Origin of the sequence: Dongia deserti (assembly GCF_003574735.1) — a bacterium.
GTDB lineage: Bacteria > Pseudomonadota > Alphaproteobacteria > Dongiales > Dongiaceae > Dongia_A > Dongia_A deserti.
On sequence record NZ_QORW01000015.1, the window covers coordinates 107362 to 129568 of the forward strand.

The following is a 22207-nucleotide window of genomic DNA, read 5'->3' on the forward strand; positions in this document are numbered from 1 at the left end:
ACGAATGTCGGCCTTCGCCGACGACCGAAGACCCGGCCATCCAAGTCAGCTTCAGCGGCGCTTCCGAAAATTTGGATCACCGGGTCTCGCAGCTTCTCTGCGGCCCGGTGATGACGGATAAAGGGAAGCCGGTAGCACAGAAGGCTGCGCGATGAACCCCGACGATCTCTTCACCGCCGGGTTCAAGTCTGAGCCGTACTGGTGGAAGGATGCGCCGCGGCCGCATATTGCGGAGACGCCGCTGCCGGGCGAGATCGACGTGTTGGTGATCGGCGCGGGCTATACCGGGCTGATGGCGGCGCGCGAGACGGCGAAGGGCGGTCGCTCGACTCTCGTGATCGATGCGGAAAGCGCGGGCTGGGGCTGCTCCAGCCGCAATGGCGGGCAGGTCTCCACCAGCATCAAGCCGAGCTTCACCGCGCTGTCGGGCAAGCACAATCAGGAGATGGCATTCGCGATCCGCATGGAAGGGATCAATGCGCTCGACTACATCGACGATCTGATCCGCGGCGAGAAGCTGGACTGCGACTGGCGGCGGGTCGGACGCTTCCACGCGGCCCACAACCGGCGGCAGTACGACGCGCTCGCGACGTTCGCCGGCAACCAGCCCAAGGGGTTGGAAGTGCCAATGGAGATGGTGCCGAAGGCGGAGCAGCATCGCGAGATCGCGTCGGACCGCTACCACGGCGGCGCGATCTATCCGCGCCATGCAGCGCTGCATCCCGGCAAGTATCATCTGGAGCTGCTGCGCATCGCGCGGGCGGCGGGGGTGCAAGTCATAGACCAGTGCGCGGCCAAGGCGATGGAGCGCGACGGGGCGAAGTTCCGCGTGCGTACCGCGAGGGGCACTGTGCTGGCGCGCGACGTGGTGCTGGCGACCAATGGCTATAGCGGGCCGCTCTCGCCGTGGCACCGGCGGCGCGTCATTCCGATCGGCAGCTACATCATCGCGACTGAGCCGCGCGCGCCGGAGGAGATGCTGAAGCTCATCCCCAACGACCGCATGGTCAGCGACACGCGGCGCGTCGTGTTCTATTACCGACTGTCGCCGGATCATCGCTCCGTGCTGTTCGGCGGACGCGTCGCCTACATGGAGAGCAATCCGCTGGTGAGCGCGCCACGGCTGCATGCGTGCCTGACGGAGATCTTCCCGAGCCTGAAAGACGCGCACATCACGCATTCCTGGATGGGGTTCGTCGCCTATACCTTCGACACGCTGCCGCATGTCGGCAAGCAAGACGGCATCCATTACGCCATGGGCTATTGCGGATCTGGCGTGTCGCTCGCGACCTATTTCGGCATGCGCATCGGACAGCAGGTGCTGGGTCGCGCGGAGGGGAAAACCGCGTTGGACAACGTGCCGTTCCAGACGCGGCCAATATATACCGGCAACCCGTGGTTCCTGGCGCCGTCGGTGTGGTGGTATAGGGTGCTGGATAGGTTGCCGATTTAGGTGCGCTTTTTCACCCACCTCACCTGTCGTCCCGCCCGAGCGTAGCGAGAGCCGGGACCCATTCGGACCGTCCGCAGCGCTGCTGGATCGGGTCCCGGGCCGCGCAGCTTCGCTGCCCGCCCGGGATGACAGATTGAGAGGTGGCGAGAACGTGTGTCGCTACCGCTTGCTCTGGAAGAACGTCTTCAGCAGCGTCGCGCTGCGTGTTTCGTCGAGGCCGCCGAACAGTTCAGGACGGTGGTGGCAGGTAGGTTGCTGGAAGATGCGGGGGCCGTGCTCGATGCCGCCGCCCTTGGGGTCGCGGGCGGCGTAGATGAGGCGCCTGATCCGCGCGAAGGAGATGGCCGTCGCGCACATGGGACACGGCTCGAGCGTCACGTAGAGATCGCAGAGCGGCAGGCGCTTTTCCTTGCGGCCGGTGGCCACGGCGCGGATCACCAGCATTTCGGCGTGAGCCGTCGGGTCGTGCAGCTCCTCCACGCGGTTGTGGTCGGCGGCCAGCACCTGGCCGGTCGCGGAATCGACCAGCAGCGCGCCGATCGGCACCTCGTCGCGCGCGCCCGCCGCCTCCGCCTGGCGGAAGGCGAGACCCATGAAATCGTGCTCCAGGTGCGGCCGCGGCTGATCGGGCATGCGGCACTTGAACCCGGCGGTTGCGCCGGCGTCAAGGCTGCGGGGCTTGAGCCCTCGCCTGCCCTGCTCTAGGGTCCGGCCCAACCAAAGGAGCCAATCCCATGCCGCCCATTGTGGGCCTGACCCTGGATACCGCCGGACCGACCGGGATCGGCAAGGTCGGGCGCTATCTCATCCGCGAGAATTATTGCTCGGCGATCGCCAAGGCGGGTGGCATTCCCTTCTGCCTGCCGCACGAGGCGAATCTTGCCGAGGCCTATGTGGAGCGGATCGATGCGCTGGTGGTGACGGGCGGCGGGTTCGACGTCGATCCCAGGCTGTTCGGAGCGGCCACAACGCATGCGACGGTGACGCTGAAGGAAGAGCGCACACTGTTCGAATGGTCCGTCACCAAGGCGATGCTGGATCGCGACAAGCCGGTGCTCGGCATCTGCGGCGGGGAGCAGCTGATCAACGTGGTACTGGGCGGCACGCTCATCCAGCACATCGAGGACGAGATCGCCGGCCACGTGCTGCACGAGCAGCCGAACCCGCGCGACGAGCCCGGGCACGTGGTGCGGGTGACGCCGGGCACCTTGCTCCATCGGCTGACCGGCGCGAGCGAGCTGGCGGTCAACAGCGCCCATCACCAGGCGGTGAAGGACGTGGGGCCGGAGGTCGCCGTGAATGCCGTCGCGCCGGATGGCGTCATCGAAGGCATCGAATCCAAGACCCATCGTTTCTGCCTCGGCGTGCAGTGGCATCCGGAGTTCCTGATGCATGGCGGCGACAGCCAAATCTTCGCCGGCCTGATCGCGGCGGCCAAATGAGCGAGACCAAGAGCAGCTTCGAAGGCGAACGCATCGCCAAGGCGATCGCACGCGCTGGCGTGTGCTCCAGGCGCGATGCGGAGGCGATGATCCTGGCGGGCCGCGTGTCTGTGAACGGTAAGAAGCTCACCTCCCCCGCCCTCAACGTCACCGAGAACGATGACATCCGCATCGACGGCAAGCCCTTGCCGGCGGCGGAGCGCACGCGGCTCTTCCGCTACTACAAGCCGCGCGGGCTGGTCACCACGGCCAAGGATCCGCAAGGACGGCCGACTGTCTTCGACTCCCTGCCGGAGGGCATGCCGCGGGTGATCTCGGTCGGGCGGCTCGATCTCAATTCCGAAGGGCTGCTGCTGCTCACCAACGACGGCGCGCTGGCGCGGCGGCTGGAACTGCCGTCGACCGGCTGGGTGCGGCGTTACCGTGTGCGCGTGCATGGGCAGGTCGAGCAAGCGCAGCTCAACCAGCTGGCCAAGGGCATCGAGGTCGAGGGCGTGCGCTATGGCGCGGTCCAAGCGACGCTCGATCGCCGCCAAGGTGACAACGTCTGGCTGACCATGAGTTTGACCGAAGGCAAGAACCGCGAGATCCGCAAGATCTGCGGCCATTTCGGCTGGCCCGTCAGCCGCCTCATCCGCGTCGCCTACGGTCCGTTCCAGCTCGGCAGCTACCTGCAGCCGGGCGACATCGAGGAAGTGCCGGCCAAGGTGCTGCGCGAGCAGCTGGGCGAGAAGAAGGTGCACCAGGTGAGTGGGCAGCTGAAGCTGAAGCAGGCACCGCAGACAGAGCCCAAATCCGCCGAACGCAGCCCCAAGCATCGACCGCGGCAGGCCCTTCGCAAACGATGAGTACAACCAAAGAGGCCGCGGCGCAGCATCGCCCCCCGTCCATACCTTCCCCCACAAGGGGGGAAGGAGCACATCGTGCGCATTGAGGCGGGGTCGCACAAGGGCACGAAGCTGGTGGCGCCCGAGGGGCTGGACGTCCGCCCGACTTCCGACCGCGCGCGCCAGGCGATCTTCAACGTGCTGATCCACCGCTTCGATGCGGTCGAGGGCGCGCGCGTGCTGGATGCCTTCGCCGGCTCCGGCGCCTTGGGGCTCGAAGCTCTGTCGCGCGGCGCGGCGAACCTGATCGCCATGGAGCTGGCGCGGCCGGTGCTCGATGCGCTGAAGCGCAACATCGCCGTGTGCCACGAGAATGCGCGGACCCTGGTCTTCGCCTGCAACGCGCTGGACCCGCCCCAGGCGCAGCCGCGCCATGCGCCCTGCTCGCTGATATTTCTCGACCCGCCCTATGGTCAGGGGATGATCGCGCCGGCCCTGGTCGCGCTCAACAAGGCCGGCTGGATCGCGCCCGGCGCGCTCATCGTGGCGGAGATGGGCGGGAAGGACGAACTGCCGGCGCTGGAAGACTTCGTGGTCGAGGATGAGCGGCGCTACGGCAAGGCCCGCATCGTTTTTCTCCGCCACCGCATCGATAAATTGCATTAGACGACGCGCGCGGTCTTGGGCGTTATTGCGGACCATGCGGCAAGAGCTCTCCATCGATCCCAAGCGCGCGGCGCTCATCCTCATCGATCTGCAGGAGGAGCAGCGGCACGATCCCTATTATGTCGTGCCGGACCTGAATGGGGTGCTTGCCAACGCGCGCCGGCTGCTGGACGCAGCGCGGGCGAATGGCGTGCGGGTGGTACATGTCGCCTACAAGCGGGATTTCACGGCGGTACCGCGGCGGCCGTTCGAGCCCGTGACGGCGGAGGGGCGGCCGACCTTCAGCGATGTTTCTTCGCCGCTCACCGCGATCTGCAGCGAAGTCGGCCCGAGCGTGGGCGAGACGGTGATCGAGAAGAACGACGCCAGCGCCTTCTGCACGGGCGAACTGGAGCCTCTGCTGCGGGATTCGGGCGTGGACTGGGTGATCGTCGCAGGCGTGTGGACGGAAGCCTGCGTGGCGGCGACGGTGCGCGATGCGATCCCGCGCGGGTTCCGCGTGCTGCTGGTGAAAGACGCGTGCGGCAGCGGCACGACCGCGATGCATCAGGCGGGCATCCTCAATCTCGCCAACCGGCTGAACGGCGGCGCGATCACCACCGCGGAGACCGCCTGCCGCCTGATCGCGGGCGAGGTCGGCGACGTGTGGGTGGCGGAGAAGCAGGTGCCGATCCTGTTCACGTTCGCGGACGCGGAGCGGCACTACGACGCGCTGTGATCCCCGGCACGCGCGGCGCGCGCGATTGCGCGGTGCTGCTCATGCTCGGCGCGCAGGCGGGCGAGGTCTTCCGCCGACAGGCGCTCCGCATTGGAGAAGTCGCGCTTCCAGGCGGGGTCATCCGACCAGCGCTGCGGCGATTGCACGGTGGTGCGGGCGGCGGGGGCGCGCGCCAGCAGCTGCAACGCGAGATCGAGCGTGGCGGCCTGCGACGCCAAGTCGTGCGGCTTGCCGGCGGCATTGCCGAGCGGGAAATCGCTGAACAGGAACCGCGGCACGCCCGCATACTCCACGATGTCCTTGGCGCAGCCCATGATGATGGTGGAGATACCGGCCTGCTCGAGGTGGCGCGCGACCAGGCTGATGGTCTGGTGGCACACGGGGCAGTTCGGCACCAGTATAGCAGCGTCGACCGCATCCGCGCGCATCGCGGCGAGAATATCAGGCGCATCTTGCTCGGTGGTCGTGCGCTGGCTGCGCGTGGTCGGCGCGCCATAGAAGCGCCGCGCGACAGAACCGATCACGCCTCCGCCGGCGTGGCGCTTCAACTGCGCGAGCGGAAACCAGCTGCCCTGATCCTCCGCACTGGTGTGCGTGCGGTCGTAGGTCACATGGGCAATGCGCACGTCGGGCGCGCCTTCTGTCGAGTGGACGTAGGCGCGGTGGAACTTGGCGGCGGCATTGTAGGGCGCGCCGGGCCCCTGATCGCCGCGCGCGGGATCATGAAGCGCCGCCGTCGTCACCAGGCCGATGCGGCATTCGCTCAGCGGCTTGGCGAGCGGCGTGAAAGGAACGTCCCCGAAGTGCGCCCAGCGATAGGGCTCATTGTAGCCGAGCGCGCGGTAGTACGCGCGGGTGCGCGCCATGTAGGGGATCGGCACGTCTTCCGGATCGGTCGTGGCGACAGCCTGGCTCATCAGTCGCAAGACTACTCGATGTTGCCGCGGGGGCAATCGGCTATCGCGAAACGCACGGCAAAAAAGAAGCCCCCTCTCCCCTTGCGGGAGAAGGATGCGTAGCCTTCGAGGCGCGGCCGAGCTTAGGCGAAGCTGGATGAGGGGTAGCGCACCGTTAGGCGCGCGCGCTCGGAAGAGCCCCAACAACCGCGCCGTATGTCGGGAATAGCGCACACGCGGCTCACGCGCCTTCGGCGCGGCCCCTCACCTAACTCCCGCAAGAGGCGAGGGGTACTTCTTTTTTGGGAGAGGGAGAAGCGCGGCCGCGCGGAGCGTGGCCGTGACCAGCGCGGACGGGCGCACAGCATTATCGATCATGTTGTGTGCAAGTAAGTCGCCTCTAGCCGAGCGCCCTTGCGGACCGGGGACGACGGACCACTGCTTCGCCGCCGTTCTTACATGCGGTCGGGCAGCTCCTGGTGCCGGATGTTGAGCGCTATTTCCGACATGAACTTGAATGCGAAGACCTGGACCAGCGTCTCAGGCTTGTCGGCTGACAGGACGAAGCCCCTCGGCCCGCCGGCCACCGCGTGGCGATAGTATTCGAGCACGTTCTTGTCTCCGCCCACCACGACTCCATTGATGGTGACGCCGCGCGCGACGAGCTCATCGCGAATGCGCCTCGGGTCTTCGCCGACGTTGTCCTCACCATCGCCGACAATGTTGATGATGGCGCGTTTCGAGGCATAGGGAGAGCTCTGCAGCAGTTGAGCTGCGTGTTCGAGAGCCGCCGAGGTGTTCGTCAGACTCCCGACGGATCGGGTTGGCGCATCAATTATTGACCTGACCCGAGAGGAGATTTCACCGGACGCCTCCTCGGCGTCCTGGGGCGAGCCAATGACGCGCCATGATACCAGCTCGGGAAAGTCGCCATCCGCCCAGATGAACACTGCGAATCCGATGCGACCATGCCTTCCATTCTGGATGGCCGCGACAATCTCCGGGGCGCGGATGGCCTGTGCCATGCCATCGACCTGCAGCATCGTCTCCTGCGCGTCGATCGAGCTCGATACGTCGAGCGCGGTGATGATGTTTGCATCTGTCGAGAAGTTGTCGTCATCGGCAGCCGCGGCCTGAGACAAGCTGAGAGCGCCGCACGCGACGGACAATGCGAGTAGTGCGCATCGAACCATGTCAAACCTCCAGTCGCCTGACTGGGGGCGACCTGCTCAATGTGGAGACTCGTGACGCCTAAACACCAATGACATGCATTTTGCTCCAAGTATGCTTAAGGAGCAGTTAAGGCTCTGTCACTTCTCCTTAGGGACAATGCACGTGACGATCGGGCAACACCACTCACGGCCATCATGCATGGCTGGCGTCGTTGCTTTGTCACTGCAATCCACCGCTTTATTGCCGTGGCTGGAAACTCGGCTTCACGAAGACCTCGCGCCGTTCCTCGACACGCCGAAACTTGTGCTCGCACTTGCAGCCGGCCGGGTCACCGGGCCGCGTCTGCAGTGAGCGATCTCGGGCACGCGCGGGCTTATGCCAATTCGCGCGCCGGCTTCGGGTCGATCGGCACCGCGTCGGCAAAGCCGAGGATCTCCTCGATCGCGGCGCTGGCTGAAAGCAATGCTGCATCGCCGCGCGGCCGACCCACCAGCTGGATGCCGATTGGGCGGCCGTCCTCGGTGAAGCCGGCGGGGATGCTGATCGCGGGACACGTCGTCAGCGTGATGCAGGCGGGCAGCGTCAGCCAGCCGAGATAATTTTCGAACTTGTGGCCGTCGACCTCGCGCACCCACCGCTCCTCGATCGGATTGGGGGCACAGCAGGCGGCGGGCGTCAGCAGGAAGTCGAACCGCTTGAGGAAGTCGACCATCTCGCCATAGAGGCGCGCACGGTACAGCAAGGCCTTGGCGATGCGCTCGGCGGTCATGGTCATGCCCTGCTCGACGTTCCAGATCACATCGGACTTCAGCTTGTCGCGATGTTGCGCCATTAGAGCGCTCATGTTGGCGACATAGCGAAGGCCGCGCAGAACGTGGAACGCCTCTTTTGCGCCGCTGAAGTCAGGGCTGGCTTCCACGATCTCGATGCCGGCGTTTGCCAGCGTGTCGGCGGCCTGGCGCACGATCGCGCGGGTCGGCTTGTCGACGGGCGTCGCGCCGCCGAGATCCATGGCAAGCGCGATGCGCTTGGGCTTCTGCTTCCGCTGCGCCGCCGTGAGGAATGGCTCGGGCGGGCTGGGGAGCGAGATTGGATCGTCGATGCACCAGCCGCTCATCGCATCCAGCAGCAGCGCGACGTCGAGCACATTGCGCGCCATCGGCCCTTCCACCGACAAATCGTCGAAGCGCTGCTCGCCGCGGGCGCTGGCGACGCGCCCGGGGCTGGGGCGGAAGCCCACCACCGAACAGAAGCTGGCCGGCGTTCTGAGGGAACCGCCGAGATCGGACCCGCTGGCCAGCGCCACGATGCTGGTGGCCAGCGCCGCGGCGGACCCGCCGGAGGAACCGGCGGCGTTGAGCGCGGGGTTCCACGGGTTGAGCGTCTCGCCAAAGACCGCGTTGAAGGTGTTCGCGCCGGCGCCGAACTCCGGCGTGTTGGTCTTGCCCACCACGATGCCGCCGTTGGCTTCGATCGCCTCTACCAGCGGCTCCGATTCCGCCGGCACATTCTCGGCGAAGATCGGCGAGCCGTAGGTGGTGCGCACGCCGGCGACGTCGTTGAGATCCTTGATGCCCACGGGGAGCCCGGCCAGCAATCCGCGCTCCGACGGCGGGAGCGCCATCAGGCGCCGCGCATGATCACGCGCGCGATCGTAGCACGGCGTGACCAGCGCATTGACCACGCCGTTGACCTGGGCGGCCCGGCGCTCGACGGCGTCGATCAGGTCGAGCGGCGTGATCTCGCCTGAACGCAGGCGGCGCACGGCTTCGCGCGCGGTGAGGCGATAGAGGTCGTTGGGCATGTGGACTCCCCCCCTTTTGGAGGGACGTTAGGGCATCGCAGAACGGCGCGCAATTGCGCCACGTCGCGTCTCTTCTACCTGTCACCCCCGGGACAGCCGAGCCGAGCGAAGCGACGGCACGGCGTGATCCGGGGTCCATGGGGCAGTCGCACGTGCGGTGGACGAATGGATCCCGGCTCTCGCTGCGCTTGGCCGGGATGACAGCAAGAGGAGCGGCAAGATCAAGCGATGTCATGACAGGGTGTGAGGAACGCTATGAGTTTAGTGCGCATGGAGCGTGCGTTGCGCACATTGGCAAGGGCACATGAGGCACATTAGGATGCGGCATTCCTTCCGCGAGCCCCTGCATGTCCTCCCGCCTCGTTGCGTCCAAGTCGGCCCTGATGGTTCCGGGGGCGGGGGCGTTTGCGGCGGTTTATGCGCTGGATTCGGCGGCGCGGGCGCTGACCGCCACGGTCATTCCGCTGCATGCCTATACGCTCTACAAGGCGATCGCAGCGGAGGATGCGGATTCGTACGTCGGCACCACCTACTCCGTGGTGGCGATGATCACCTTCATCGGCACGTTCCTGACACCCTTCATCATCCATCGACTGGGCCGCAATGCGACCTTCATCGCCGGCATCCTGGCCTGCATGATCGGAATGGTGGGCCTTGCCACCTCCACCATTCCGGGGCTCGGCCTCGGCATGCTGGGGCGTGCGCTGAGCGGCGTCCTCGGCAGCGTCTGCCTGATCCTGTTCATCGTCGATTTCATACCGCGGCAGAACCTGGTGCGCTCCGAAACGCTGCGCCTGTTCACGAGCTGCCTGGCCTGGGGGTTCGGGCCGGTGGTCGGCGTCGCGCTCCATCAGCGCTACGGCATCGTCGCGCCGGCGGCCGTCTCGATCACAGTCCATCTCGGCCTCATCCTCTATTTCCGGCGCCTGCGGCCGGGGGAGCCGAGGATCGAGGCGATTCCGCCGCCGGCCAACCCGTTGACCATGATCCGGCGCTTCGCCGCGCAGAAGAGGCTCCGCCTCAGCTGGCTGATCGTGTTCGGGCGATCGGCCTGGTGGTCGATGTTCTTCACCTATCCGGCACTCTATCTGCAGGATCAGGGGATCGACGAACGCTGGGCCGGCTGGCTGGTGGGCGTGGGCAACCTGCTGCTGGCGCTGTCGCCGCTGGTCAGGATGGTGGCGCAGAGGCTCGGCATCCGGCTGCCGATCGTCGGCGCCTTCTGGTGCGGCGGCGCGCTCACCATCGGCGTCATCCTGCTGTACGACCAGCCGCTTGGCTTCTGCCTGGTGCTGCTGCTGGCGGCGACCTTCGTCGTGGCGCTCGACTCGCTCGGCAACATTCCGTTCATGCGCTTCGCCCGGCCGCGCGAGCTGCCGCAGCTGGCGACCGTCTTCCGCACCTATGTCGATACTGCGGAGTTCATTCCGTCGGCGATCTATGCCATGCTGCTGACAATCTTTGATTTCCGCGCTGTGTTCGTGTTCGCGGGCGTGCTCGCCGTAACGGTTGGCATCGCGGCGACTTGGTTGCCGAAACGACTTTAATCTCAGCCGCGATTCAGGTTTGATTAACCACCTTCGAACAGTCTGGCGGAATCATGATGCTGCCGACGCCTGCCAACGCGAACGACCCGGATCACGAGGACGGCGAAGGCCGCATGTCCGCCACCCTGGCGCGGGCCGAGGCGGCGGTTGCAGACCTTGCCAAGGACTATCCGCGCTGGGCGCTGGCCGATGTCGCCAAGGCGCGCGCGGCGCTCGCCGCAGCGATCGAGGGTCCTAAGGCACGCGCGAGCCATGTCGAGGCCTTGTTCCGCGTGGGGCACGACCTCAAGGGCCAGGGCACCTCGTTCGGCTATCCGCTCATCACCAGGATTGGGCACTCGCTCTGTACCCTGACGCGCGACCGCGCACTGGAGTACGAGGACAAGCACCTGGAACTCGCCAAGGCGCATCTTGACGCCATCGATCTGGTGCTGACCAAGGGCATCAAAGGCGAAGGCGGCAAGATCGGCGCCGACCTGATCGCCAAGTTCGAGCAGCGCGTGGCGGAACTGATCGGCTGACCTGGGCCAGGTTGGCGCCGATTGACGCAGCGCCGGTAACGCGGTCAACTCCCGCCAGTACGACCAGCAATCGGACGAATGCGATGGCAACTCTCTACGTGGCGAGCAGCAAGGGGCTAGCTCATTGGGGCAGCGATCACGGCCTCACCAAATATCTCTATAAAGTGGGCGTGACCGACGGCAAGGCTGAGGACGCGATCGCGGAGCTGAACGCGGCGGCGCATGCCGGCCACAGCGACTGGAAGCTCTCCAAGAAAGTGGAGAATGTCGCGGATGACGAAGCCGCGATCATAGCCCGCCTCGCCACCAAGGAAAAGCTGGTCGACCCCAACTACTATCCAGGAATCAAGAAGGCATCCGGCATCGTGAAGGTGAAGCTCGCCAACGTTGAGAGCCAGCTGCTGGTGCAGCAGACTCTGAGAGGCGAGGACCCGCACGTGGTCAAGGTGAAGACCGCGGACATCTACGCCTATCTCGCCAACCTCGCGACGCAAGGCGTGGGGCAGTGGTAGGAGCGTAAGTAAAGGACGCGCGCAGCTGGCCCCTCCCCCGACACGGGGGAGGGGGAACTCAACCCACCGCCGCCTCGAAATCCACGATGGGCCCCTTGGGCACGATGCCGGTGGGGTTGATCCAGCGATGGCTTTGGAAGTAGTGGCCCTTGATGTGGTCGAAGTTCACCGTGGGGCGCACGACGGGGTGCTGATAGAGGCGGCGCGCGTAGCGCCACAGCGCCTGATAGTCGACCAGGCGCCTGAGGTTGCACTTGAAGTGGATGTGATAGACCGGGTCGAAGCGCAGCAACGTGGTGAAGAGACGCCAGTCCGCTTCGGTCAGGCGGTTGCCGCAGAGATATTGTGATTTCGACAGCGTCTGCTCCAGCCAGTCGAGCGTCTCGAATAGCGAGACCACGGCTTCATCGTAGGCCTCCTGCGAGCCGGCGAAACCGGCCTTGTAGACGCCGTTGTTGAGCGTGTCGTAGACGCGCGCGTTCACCTCGTCGATCTCAGCGCGCAGCGCTTCGGGATAGTAGTCGCCGGGCGTGGCGCCAACGCCGTCGAAGGCGCTGTTGAACATGCGGATGATGTCGGCGGATTCGTTGTTCACGATGCGCTTGGTCTCCTTGTCCCACAGCACAGGGACGGAGACACGGCCGCTGTATTTGGGTTCGCTCTTCACGTAGATTTCGTATAGGTAGCGCGCATCGTTGACGTTGTCGGGGACGACGCCCGGCGCGGAATCGAAGGTCCAGCCATTCTCCAGCATCAGCCAGTGCGTCACGGAGAGACCGATCATCTCCTGCAGGCCCTTGAGCTCGCGGAAGATCGTCGTGCGGTGCGCCCACGGGCAGGCGCGCGCGATGTAAAGGTGGTAGCGGCCCGGCTCCGCCTTGAAGCCGCCGCGCCCCGTCGGACCGGGACTGCCGTCCGGTGTCACCCAGTTGCGCAAGGTGGACTCCGGCCGCTGCATTCGACCGCGCGAATCGGCCCAGCGACCGGCCTCCGGTTGCCATACGCCGTCGACGAGCAAGCCCATGTGATCCTCCTTAATCCGACATACCTTGGCATTTGGGTAAGCGGCGGTGCGCCCGCCAGCATCAGAATCGGAAACACTCCTGTGCGCAAAATCGATCACAAAGGCGTGCGCGCGGGCCAATGTGCCAGGAATGTAATTTGCTCTGAACAGATGAACGCCAATATAGTCAGGAAAACTGACGGCGGGGCGCCGCCCCCCGCATGTGACGGCCCTGCTCTGCACGCGAGGGGGGCATCGAATGGACGCTTGCCGCGTTTGTTGTTCCAGCCTCTCGCGAAACGGTTGTCATGGTGGGACTACTTGCGCATCAGAAGCAGTATGTTCTTGGCCCCAAGCCAGTCCTCCCACTTCCTGATTGGGTCTCCGTCCATCTGAGCAACGAGCTCGTTCTCTCCCACTGTCCGAAGCTGCGCGCCATGCCGCTGCAGTCGACGGATGGTAAGCGATATCACCTGCTCGGGCTGGCGGTGCCGGCCGATGAGACCGTGGCTTCGATGCCGGAGGCTTTCCGCGCGAAACAAGCCAGCGAGATCGAACAGTGGACGGGTTCGTGGGCCGGCAAGTGGCTGCTCGTCTCGCACGATCGCTGCTGGCAGGACGCGTCCGGTGGCCTTGGCGTGACTTATCGGCAGGTCCGTGGCGATCTTTGGCTTTCCAGCAGCGCCGTACTGCTTAGCGACCATCTGCCGGACGTTCCGCCAGCTGCGCGTATTCCCTGGCAGGTGATGCACAACAGGGGGATCGACTGGGTGCCGCTGCCCTTCACCACTCGGGACGGAATCTACAAGCTGCTGCCGCAACGATCGATCGATCCGCGGACCGGATCCATAAGAACCGTGCGCTTCACGCCACCCGATCGGAGCGGGGCGGCCCACGATCTGGTGTCGGCGCTAACGACCATTCTGTCCAATTGGGCGCAATGCGGCTTTTCCAAGCGGCTCGTTGGCCTAACCGCAGGCGGAGACAGCAGAACGGTTCTGGCCGCAGCATGCGCGGCCCGAATCGACTTCGAGGCATTCACCACGAATATACGGGACATGGACAAGCGCGATCGCATCCTGCCGCCGCAGGTGGCCGCGCGCGCCGGGATCGTTCACCGCTTCAGGCACCTGCCGCCGGTCGAGCCCTCTATAGTCGAAGCGCGGACGAAGACCATCTCGCAGCATGTGGATGGCATCGCGTCTCATCCCGTGTTCGCGCGCTTCGCTCAGTTCGACCACAGCGCAGACGATGATCCGCAGCGGACATCCGCCAGCGGCAGTTGCTTTGAGATCGGGCGTTGCTACTACTCGCACAAGCTGTCTCGCGTGCAACCTGCCGGTGCCCAATCGACCGCAGACCAGATACTGGAGGCGTTCAGCTTGCGGTCGGATTGGCGCCCCGAACCGCTCGAAGCCTGGCGTAGCGCGCTCCGGCTTTGGGTCGAATCGCTGTCCGATGATGCGCCCCTGCCAATGGATTGGCGGGACCGCTTCTATCTCGAACAGTGCCTGGCATCCTGGAACAGCAATGTCCAGCGGGCCAACGACTTCGTCGAGAGCACCGGTTTCAGTCCCGCGAACTGCCTTTGGATATTCCATCTGCTGCTGCGGCCGGATCCCGAAGAAAGACGGCAGCGGAAGTTGCAGCGGGAGGCGATCAGCCTGATGGCGCCTCGTCTCCTCGAGCTGCCGATCAATCCGGAATCCCTCTGGCAGCGACTCAGCCGTGCCGCTCGGGCCCTGGGCCGTGATCGAGCGCGTCGTCGCCGTCGGGTGCTTTCGGAGAAGGAAACTTTTTGAGAAGCTATCTCGCTTCTTCTCTTGAGTTACTTGGTCCAGGCTTGTATTTGCCGCGAGGCATCATTCCTCATCAAAGTGGTGCGTTTCAGGATGCCCCGAATCGCACCAAACGCGAACGGTCCTGGACCAACCAACGCACAATGCGGCTGGCGGCACTACCTGGGTAAGAGAAGTATCGGTTCGTATGGAGCGTTGGAACCAATGCTCCGCCGTGGCAGAAATGTAATTTGCCGGTAAGGAATCGGTGTCGATATAATCTGCTGCATCAGTCGAATTGTATTTGTTGCATCGCTCGAGCTGGCGCGAGGCGATCGCAGTGACGAAGTTAGTCGCACATCAGAAACAATATATCCTTGGCCCGGCCCCAGTCAGGCTCCGGCCTGACTGGATCATAATCCAGATAGCTGGCGGACTGGGTTCTCTCCCACTGCCCGAAGCTCCGGGTCCAGCATGTGCGCTCCCGCGATGGTGTCGATTTCTGGCTACTTGGCTTGGCGGTGCCGGCTGACGAGCTCGCGGACAGGTTGTCAGAGGCTTTCCAAGCCAAGGAATCGGCTGAGATCGAGAATTGGACCGCCTTCTGGGCCGGCAAATGGCTGCTGGTGTCAAAGGATTGCTGCTGGCAGGACGCGTCCGGCTGCCTTGGCGTGAATTATCGCCACATCGACCGGAACGTCTGGCTGTCCAGCAGCGCGGAACTCCTCAGCGAGCATCTGCCGGACGCACCACGGTTGCCATGGATCCGGTGGCAAATCGCGCACAGCAAAGGAGTGGATTGGATTCCCGCGCCGGCGACGACACGGGACGGGGTGTACAAACTGCTCCCCCAACGGGTGCTCGATCCGCGGAGCGGGTCGATACGAGCGGTGCGCTTCGTCTGTCCGGACCGCGACTCGAGGGACGATTCCGGGGCCCTCGCCACCGCCCTCAAAATCGTTATGGCCAACTGGGGGCGCTGCGATTTTTCGGAGAGCTGCGTCGCCCTGACAGCGGGACTGGATACGCGAACCGTGCTGGCCGCCGCGCATGCTGCAGGCATCGCGTTCCGCGCAACGACCACCAGCTTTCCGTCGATGGACCGGTGCGATCGCACCTTGCCTCCCAAGCTGGCCGCGTCCATCGATGTCCCACATGTGTTTCGAAGGCTTCGTCCATTCGATGAAGCGGAGGTCAAGGCCAGGGCGGCCGCCATATCGGAACATGTCGGCGGCGCTACCGCGCATCCAATCTTCGACCATTTCGCACGCTTCGACCACGCGATTGCAGACCATCCCGGCCGGACGTCCGCGACCGGCAGCTGCTTCGAAATCGGACGATGCTTCTTCTGGAACAAGTTCTCGCGGGCGGGGCTTGGTGAAGCACGACCAACGGCCGACCAGATCCTGCAAGCCTTCAGCAGCCGCTCGACGTGGCGACCCCAACCGATCGAGGCGTGGCGGCAAGCGCTCGAAAGCTGGGTCGAATCCCTAGCGGACCCAGTGCCGCTGGTGTCCGACTGGCGCGATCGCTTCCATCTCGATCAACGACTGGGCTCCTGGAACTGCAACGTGCAGCGAACCAACGATTTCAGCGAAACGACAGGTTTCAATCCGGCAAACTGCCTATGGATCTATTACCTGCTGCTCCAGCCTGATCCAATCAGGAGAGAACAAGGGACCGCGCAACTCGAGGCGATTGAGCTCCTGGAACCGCGCTTGCTGAGGTTCCCAATCAATCCGGCGCCGATCTCGGATCGACTCAAGGACAACGCCAAGGCGTTGCTCGGCCCGCAGATCATCCGCGGCGTGCGGTCGTTCAAGTCTTTCATCAAAGCCGGTCGGGCACACTAGCGGCCGGGCGCACTAGCCAGGCAGCGCCCGCTTCTATTGGCTGAGAACGTAGTCGCGGTCCGGCAGGCCCGTGATGTCGAGATCGCAGGCCATCAGGCAGCCGGACCAGGGTGCCTCTGCGAGCTGTTGCGGCGTCATGTCGAGGGAGGCGCTGGTGATGAAGAGGCGCTTCATGTCCGCCCCGCCGAAGGCGATGGCGGTCGGCTTCGGCACCGGCACCTTGAGCACGCGGTCGATGCGTCCGTCGGGATCGTAGCGCGTGATGCGCCAGCCGTCCCAATGGGCGTTCCACAGGAAGCCTTCGGCGTCGACGGTCATGCCGTCGGGATAGCCATCCTCTTGTGAGATCTTGGCGAAGTTCCGGCGCGGGCCGACCTCACCGGTCGCGGGATCGACGTCGTAGCACCAGATCTCGAACGCGTAGGAATCGGTAAAGTAGGCGCGCCGGCCGTCCGGGCTGAAGGCCGGGCCGTTGGAGCAGATGAAGCCGGTATCGACCTTACGCGCGTGGGCATGCGCGTCGAACACGAACAGGCTGCCGCTGGTGTCGGTGTCCTTTGTGTCGGCGCTACCCGACCACAGGCGGCCGCGGTGATCACACTTGGCATCGTTGAAGCAATTGAGCGGCTGGCCTGCATCGGGATGCGCGAGGAACTGCCGCTCACCCGTCGCCTTGTCCACGAGGTGCAGGCCGGCGCGATCGGCCACCACCATGCGGCCGTCGGGGGTGAACACCATCGCGCCCAGGTGGTCGCCGAGCTGGATGGGCAAGATGTCGTTGCGGCCGCCGGCGCAATCGTAGCGAAAGATCGCGGGCGCGCGCAGATCGATCCAATAGATGGCGTTCTCGCGCGGCCGCCAAGTCGGGCCTTCGCCCAGGATGGCGCGATGCGCATGCAGGCGGATGATCTCGGTCACGGAGTGTGCCCCCTTTAGGCGAAGACGAGTACATTACTCCATCTCCCCTTGCGGGAGAAGGATACGGAGCCTTGGCGAGCGTGAGCGAGCCTAGGCGCAGTTCGATGAGGGGATGCGCAGCGACAGCTGCGCACGCTCGCAAGAGCGTATTGTTGCTGCGCCAACAGCGCTCGGCGCGCTGCCCGCCTGTCGGCGCGGCCCCCTCACCCAGCTCCGCCTAAGCTCACTGACGTTCGCTGTCTTCGCAGCCCTCTCCCGCGAGGGGAGAGGGGATTCCTATTGTGGATGACGATCAGGAAGCGGTGGTCGGTGTTTCGATTCGGCTCGCGGGCAGGGTGATGCAGGCGGTCGTGCCGTGGCCGAGTTCGCTTTTCAGGGTGAGAGTGCCGCCGTGGAGCTCGCAGATCGCATTGGTGATGGCGAGGCCGAGGCCGGCGCCGTCGTGCTGGCGCGCCAGCCAGTTCTCCGCCTGCACGAAAGGCTTCAGCACGCGCTCGAGGTCCTCGGCGGCGATGCCGATGCCGGTGTCGCGGACGGTCACCCTCAGTCCCGCGTGCGACCAACTGGTGTCAATTTCCACGGAACCGCCGGCGGGCGTGAACTTGATGGCGTTGGTGAGCAGGTTCAAAACGGCCTGCTTGAGCCGGCGCGCGTCGCCTCGCAGCAGAGGCACAGTAGGCTCAACCGCCTGCACGAGATGGACGCCCTTGACGGCGGCCTTCGAGCGCAGCAGCGAGACGCAGCTGGCCGCGACCTTGCCCATCTCCACCAGCGATTCGTCCAGCTTCATCTCTCCGGCATCGATCAGGCTGAGGTCCAGCAGCTCGTTGATGATCGAGAGCAGGAAGGTGCCGCTGCCGTGGATGTCGGCGGCGTACCCCTTGTATTCCGGCGCGCCGAGCGGCCCCATCATCTCCGTCTGCATAACTTCGGAGAAGCCGATGATGGCGTTGAGCGGCGTGCGCAGCTCGTGACTCATGGTGGCGAGGAACTGGGTCTTGGCGCGGCTCGCCAGGTCGGCGCGCAGGCCGGCCGCGCGCAGTTCCATCTCCCTCTGCCGATGCTCGGTGATGTCCTGGATGATTCCGAAGGCGAGGGTGCGCTCGCCCGCCTGATCATACTCATTGTGGACATGCTCCATCACCCAGCGCTCGCGGCCGTCCGGGCGGACGATGCGGTAGGTGATGCAGATCTGGGTCTGCTTGTTCGCCAGGCCATCCAGCATGGCGGTGCGCACATTGTCTTGGTCGTCCGGATGGATCAGGCGCGCGATGAAGTCCGTGTTGGACAGCCGTCGCTCACATTCCGAGAAGCCGAAGATCTCGCGCGCCGAATCCGAGAAGGTCACGACATTCTTGTCCCACTCCCCGTTCGGACTGAACACGACGCTCCAATGGACGAGCCGCGCAATGTGCTCCGCCTGCCGGTAGCGCGCTTCGCTCTCCCGCAGCGCGCGCTCCAGCACTTTCTCCTCCTCGATATTGATCATGAGCCCGCGGACGAGTTCGCGCCCGTCAAGACCGGTCACGAAGGTGATGATGTCGCGGATCCAGACGCGCCCGCCGGATTTCGTGATGAGGCGGTACTCGAGATTGTGGTCGAGGCGCTGCCGGAGGTGCTCCAGATATCGAGCTTCGATCGCTTCACGGTCTTCCGGATGCACGGCGCGGGTCCACTGGCCCTGCACGAGCCATTCCTCCACGCTGTAGCCGCTCAGGCACGCGATCTGCGGGCCGACATAGGTGATCTGATCGGTCGTGGGTTCGGCCTCCCACGGGACGGCGCGCAGCGTCTCGGCGATCGCCCGAAAGCGTTCATCATTGAGATGCGATTCAAGATCGCCAGGGCGCAGTTCGCGCCACCGCCGCGCGCGAAGCCTGCGCAAGGGAAGCCGGTGCCTCATGATGCCCCATTGTGGGCTGTGCGGCCCGCGCCGCAACAGCGCATTCGGACAGCGTACGCGTGTACGATGTATGAAAGGTCAATGCGCTCCGCCGGACGGCCTAGTCCGAACGATATATGACTCGCACGTCGTGCTTGTTCAGCTCGCGGCCTTGAGCTTGCCCCTGGGCACACTGGAGAGGGCGGGCCATTTGAACTTGTCGACCGCCTTCACGAAGGTTGCGACTGCGGGGGAGAAGCGGCGGCCAGCGACGGTCACGATGTGGATCGTGCGCGTCACCTCCGGATCGACGATCGGACGCGTCACGATGCCGGGGATGACCGGCGTGTATTCGGGGATGAAGCAGATGCCCATGCCCGCCAGCACCATGGACTGGATCCAGTCCTCGCGCTCCGAGCGGTAGACGTCCTGCACCTTGATCATGCGCTGCTCGAGGATGCCGTCGAGATAGCCGATATACTCGCAGTTGGCGCGCGTAAGATACGCCTCGCCCGCGATGTCGGCCATCGGCACCGCCTCCATCTGCTCGAACCGGTGGCCGGGCGCGCATGCGATCATGAAGCGCTCCTCATAGAGCGGATGGAGATCCAAGCGCTCGTGGCTCTCCGCCGGCTGGGTCATCATTGCCACGTCGAGCTCGCCCGACATCAGCGACTCCGCGAGGCGCTGCGGCACCGATTCCATCAGCGAGACCTCGATGCCGGGATGGTCGCGCCCGAAGGCGGCGAGGAAGCCGATGAAGCGCATCGGGCCGATGGTGCACATGACGCCGAGCTTCAGAGGTGCGTCCTTCAATTGCAGGAAGCTCTTGGCCGTGGTCTTGGCCTGCTCGCTCTGCGCCAGGATCGCCTCGAGCTGCGGGCGCACCAGATGACCCAGATCCGTCATGTGGGTGTATTTGCGCTCGCGCCGGAACAGCAGACCGCCCAGCTCCTCCTCCAGCTTCTGCACCGCGCGGGTGAGCGCGGGCTGCGTCACGTTGCACGTCTCCGCCGCACGCGTGAAGTTGAGGCAGTCGCACACGGCGAGGAAGTAGCGGATCTGGTGCATTTCCATGGGTTCGGCTCCTCGGCTCCCGGGAGAACCATAACCCAAGAGCATGGTCAGGGGCGATGCCAAGGCAGCATGGAAACCATAGGAGGGTGGCATTTTCCCGGCTGACGCGGCGGGGGCAGAGTGGCCAGCACGGAATTTCCCGAAGAAAGAGGCAAGAGATGCTGGGAAGCGAAACCATGGCGCCCGCCGCCCTCCACATGCAGCGGCCGTTGGCCGGCCAGGTGGCCATCGTCACCGGTTCGACCAGCGGCATCGGGCTCGGCATCCTGGAGCAGATGGCCGCGGCCGGCGCCACTGTCGTGATGAACGGCCTGGGCGACATTAGCCAGATCGAGGACGCGCTGACGCGTATTCGCACTGCGCATGATATTGAGGCGATCTACGTGCCGGCGGACCTGATGGAGCCGAAGGCCTGCGTCGAAATGATCACAGCGACCGAGCAGCGTTTCGGCAAGATCGACATCCTGGTGAACAATGCCGGCATCCAGCACGTATCGCCGATCGAGAGCTTTCCGCCGGAGAAGTGGGACGCCATCCTCGCGCTCAACCTCTCTTCTGCGTTCCATGCGATCTGTGCCAGCTTCGCCGGCATGAAGGCGCGTGGGCACGGGCGGATCATCAATGTCGCGTCCGCGCATGGGCTTGTCGCCTCGCCGTTCAAGTCGGCCTATGTGGCAGCCAAGCACGGCATCATCGGCCTCACTAAAACTGTGGCATTGGAAGGCGCAGAGTTCGGCGTCACCGCCAATGCGATCTGCCCGGGCTATGTGTGGACGCCGCTGGTGGAGAAGCAGATAGACGACCAGGCGAAGTCGCACGGCATCTCGCGCGATGAGGTGATCAAGAACATACTGCTGGCGCAGCAGCCCAACAAGCGCTTCGCGGAGACATCGGAGATCGGCGCGCTGGCGGTGTTCCTGGCAAGCGACGCCGCGCAATCCATCACCGGCACCGCGCTGCCCGTCGACGGCGGCTGGACCGCACATTGAGGAGAGCCGCCATGGACAGCGCAAGCATCGCGACCGAACGGCCTCGCGGCCGCGCCCATCGCGCCACTGCGGTCGAGGTGAAGAAGATCAACGTCGCCCTGCAAGGCGGCGGTGCGCATGGCGCGTTTGCCTGGGGCGTCCTGGACCGTTTGCTCGAGGATGAGCGGGTGGAGATCGAAGGCATCTCCGCCACATCGGCGGGAGCGATGAACGCGACGGTCCTGACCTACGGCTACACCACCGGCGGCCGGCAGGGTGCGCGCAAGGCGCTGGACGGGTTCTGGCGGCGGGTGGCGCACATCGCCTCGCTGTCGCCGTTCCAGGCGACCTGGCTCGACCGGCTGATGGGCAACAAGTCGCTGGAGAACTCGCCGGCCTTCCTGTGGCTGGAGATGATGACGCGACTGGTCTCGCCGTACCAGCTCAATCCTGCGAATTACAACCCGCTGCGCGAGGCGCTCGAGCAAAGCGTCGACTTCGAGGTCATGCACAAAGCGCCGCTGCCGATCAAGCTCTACATCTCCGCGACCAACGTGCGCTCGGGCAAGGTCAAGATCTTCTGCGGCAACGACGTGACGGCAGATGCGGTGATGGCGTCGGGCTGCCTGCCCTTCCTGTTCCAGGCAGTGGAGATCGACGGCCAGCATTACTGGGACGGCGGCTACATGGGTAATCCGGCGATCTACCCGCTCATCTACAATTGCGGCAGCAGCGATGTGCTCGTTGTGCACATCAACCCGCTGCATCGCGACCAGGTGCCGATGACCGCGGGCGAGATCATGAACCGCATCAACGAGATCAGCTTCAACTCCTCGCTCATGCGCGAGATGCGCGCGATCAGCTTCGTCACCACGCTGATCGACGAGGGCAAGGTGCAGTCGAACGGCATGAAGCGCATGCTGATCCACGCCATTTCCGCCGAGGAGTTGATGTCAAAGCTCGGCGTCATGTCCAAGCTCAATGCCGACTGGGAGTTCCTGGCGGAGCTGAAGGAATTCGGCCGCGCACACGCGGAGGCGTGGCTCGGGCGGCACTACGACGACCTCGGCCAGCAATCGACGGTCGACATCGCGAAGACGTACCTCTGAGTCACTCGGCCGGCGGCCCCGCATTCATCGCAGCCTGCGGGGCTGTCTGCCGGCCGGCGC

20 protein-coding genes are annotated in these 22207 nt (G+C 65.0%); 12 read left to right on the top strand and 8 right to left on the bottom strand.

What is annotated here, in order from left to right; all coding sequences use genetic code 11:
* Positions 1–151: 151 nt before the first annotated feature.
* Positions 152–1453 carry an NAD(P)/FAD-dependent oxidoreductase gene (locus DTX69_RS21865; protein WP_119303707.1) on the top strand — a complete coding sequence of 434 codons (1302 nt, stop codon included), beginning with the start codon at positions 152–154 and terminating at the stop codon, positions 1451–1453.
* A 159-nt stretch (positions 1454–1612) separates the two neighbouring features.
* Here DTX69_RS21865 and DTX69_RS21870 read toward each other — a convergent pair whose 3' ends face one another.
* Entirely contained in the window at positions 1613–2086 is a 474-nt protein-coding gene (locus DTX69_RS21870; RefSeq protein ID WP_284735983.1) for a nucleoside deaminase, read from the bottom strand.
* Positions 2087–2187: 101 nt separating this feature from the next.
* Between DTX69_RS21870 and DTX69_RS21875 the strand changes: the two genes are divergently transcribed.
* The 4 genes from DTX69_RS21875 to DTX69_RS21890 all read left to right on the top strand — a co-directional run bounded on the left by DTX69_RS21875 (position 2188) and on the right by DTX69_RS21890 (position 5106).
* Positions 2188–2895 carry a gamma-glutamyl-gamma-aminobutyrate hydrolase family protein gene (locus DTX69_RS21875; RefSeq protein WP_119303708.1) on the top strand — a complete coding sequence of 236 codons (708 nt, stop codon included), beginning with the start codon at positions 2188–2190 and terminating at the stop codon, positions 2893–2895.
* Entirely contained in the window at positions 2892–3743 is an 852-nt protein-coding gene (locus tag DTX69_RS21880; protein ID WP_119303709.1) for a pseudouridine synthase, read from the top strand. The genes DTX69_RS21875 and DTX69_RS21880 overlap by 4 nt, the downstream gene beginning before the upstream one ends.
* 75 nt (positions 3744–3818) lie before the next feature.
* A complete protein-coding gene (gene rsmD / locus DTX69_RS21885) occupies positions 3819–4388 on the top strand; it encodes a 16S rRNA (guanine(966)-N(2))-methyltransferase RsmD (protein WP_119303710.1) in 570 nt (189 codons plus the stop codon).
* Between the two features lie 34 nt (positions 4389–4422).
* A complete protein-coding gene (locus DTX69_RS21890; protein WP_119303711.1) occupies positions 4423–5106 on the top strand; it encodes an isochorismatase family protein in 684 nt (227 codons plus the stop codon).
* On the opposite strand, the gene DTX69_RS21895 is transcribed toward DTX69_RS21890, so the two are convergent.
* The 3 genes from DTX69_RS21895 to DTX69_RS21905 form a co-directional block, all read right to left on the bottom strand.
* Positions 5091–6023 carry a glycine/sarcosine/betaine reductase selenoprotein B family protein gene (locus tag DTX69_RS21895; protein WP_119303712.1) on the bottom strand — a complete coding sequence of 311 codons (933 nt, stop codon included), beginning with the start codon at positions 6021–6023 and terminating at the stop codon, positions 5091–5093. The two genes, DTX69_RS21890 and DTX69_RS21895, sit on opposite strands and share 16 nt — an antisense overlap.
* Positions 6024–6457: 434 nt before the next feature.
* Entirely contained in the window at positions 6458–7195 is a 738-nt protein-coding gene (locus tag DTX69_RS21900; protein WP_119303713.1) for a DUF1194 domain-containing protein, read from the bottom strand.
* A 353-nt stretch (positions 7196–7548) separates the two neighbouring features.
* Positions 7549–8979: an amidase gene (locus tag DTX69_RS21905; RefSeq protein ID WP_119303714.1), complete on the bottom strand. Its 1431-nt coding sequence runs from the start codon at positions 8977–8979 to the stop codon at positions 7549–7551.
* 347 nt (positions 8980–9326) lie between these two features.
* On the opposite strand from DTX69_RS21905, the gene DTX69_RS21910 reads away from it, so the two are divergent.
* The 3 genes from DTX69_RS21910 (at position 9327) to DTX69_RS21920 (ending at position 11559) form a co-directional block, all read left to right on the top strand.
* Entirely contained in the window at positions 9327–10526 is a 1200-nt protein-coding gene (locus tag DTX69_RS21910; RefSeq protein ID WP_119303715.1) for an MFS transporter, read from the top strand.
* Between the two features lie 53 nt (positions 10527–10579).
* Positions 10580–11047, top strand: coding sequence for an Hpt domain-containing protein (locus DTX69_RS21915; protein ID WP_119303716.1), 468 nt, complete (start codon positions 10580–10582; stop codon positions 11045–11047).
* Positions 11048–11130: 83 nt separating this feature from the next.
* Complete coding sequence (locus tag DTX69_RS21920) at positions 11131–11559, top strand: hypothetical protein (protein ID WP_119303717.1); 429 nt, start codon at positions 11131–11133, stop codon at positions 11557–11559.
* A gap of 58 nt (positions 11560–11617) precedes the next feature.
* On the opposite strand, the gene DTX69_RS21925 is transcribed toward DTX69_RS21920, so the two are convergent.
* On the bottom strand, positions 11618–12583 hold the full coding sequence (locus DTX69_RS21925; RefSeq protein WP_119303718.1) for a glutathione S-transferase family protein: 966 nt from the start codon (positions 12581–12583) through the stop codon (positions 11618–11620).
* A gap of 749 nt (positions 12584–13332) precedes the next feature.
* On the opposite strand from DTX69_RS21925, the gene DTX69_RS21930 reads away from it, so the two are divergent.
* Positions 13333–14364, top strand: a complete 1032-nt coding sequence (locus DTX69_RS21930) for a hypothetical protein (RefSeq protein ID WP_162917446.1) — start codon at positions 13333–13335, stop codon at positions 14362–14364.
* Positions 14365–14816: 452 nt separating this feature from the next.
* Positions 14817–16193, top strand: a complete 1377-nt coding sequence (locus DTX69_RS21935; protein WP_119303720.1) for a hypothetical protein — start codon at positions 14817–14819, stop codon at positions 16191–16193.
* A gap of 33 nt (positions 16194–16226) precedes the next feature.
* On the opposite strand, the gene DTX69_RS21940 is transcribed toward DTX69_RS21935, so the two are convergent.
* The 3 genes from DTX69_RS21940 to DTX69_RS21950 all read right to left on the bottom strand — a co-directional run bounded on the left by DTX69_RS21940 (position 16227) and on the right by DTX69_RS21950 (position 20070).
* Positions 16227–17111, bottom strand: a complete 885-nt coding sequence (locus DTX69_RS21940) for an SMP-30/gluconolactonase/LRE family protein (protein ID WP_119303721.1) — start codon at positions 17109–17111, stop codon at positions 16227–16229.
* 292 nt (positions 17112–17403) lie between these two features.
* Complete coding sequence (locus DTX69_RS21945) at positions 17404–19014, bottom strand: PAS domain-containing sensor histidine kinase (RefSeq protein ID WP_119303722.1); 1611 nt, start codon at positions 19012–19014, stop codon at positions 17404–17406.
* Between the two features lie 138 nt (positions 19015–19152).
* The gene (locus tag DTX69_RS21950; RefSeq protein WP_119303723.1) at positions 19153–20070 is read right to left on the bottom strand and encodes a LysR family transcriptional regulator; all 918 of its coding nucleotides are present in this window, start codon (positions 20068–20070) and stop codon (positions 19153–19155) included.
* Positions 20071–20228: 158 nt separating this feature from the next.
* On the opposite strand from DTX69_RS21950, the gene DTX69_RS21955 reads away from it, so the two are divergent.
* Positions 20229–21059: a 3-hydroxybutyrate dehydrogenase gene (locus DTX69_RS21955; RefSeq protein ID WP_119303724.1), complete on the top strand. Its 831-nt coding sequence runs from the start codon at positions 20229–20231 to the stop codon at positions 21057–21059.
* 11 nt (positions 21060–21070) lie between these two features.
* Positions 21071–22147 (top strand): patatin-like phospholipase family protein, encoded by a 1077-nt coding sequence (locus DTX69_RS21960; RefSeq protein ID WP_119303725.1) that lies wholly within the window; start codon positions 21071–21073, stop codon positions 22145–22147.
* The last annotated feature ends 60 nt before the right edge of the window (positions 22148–22207 follow it).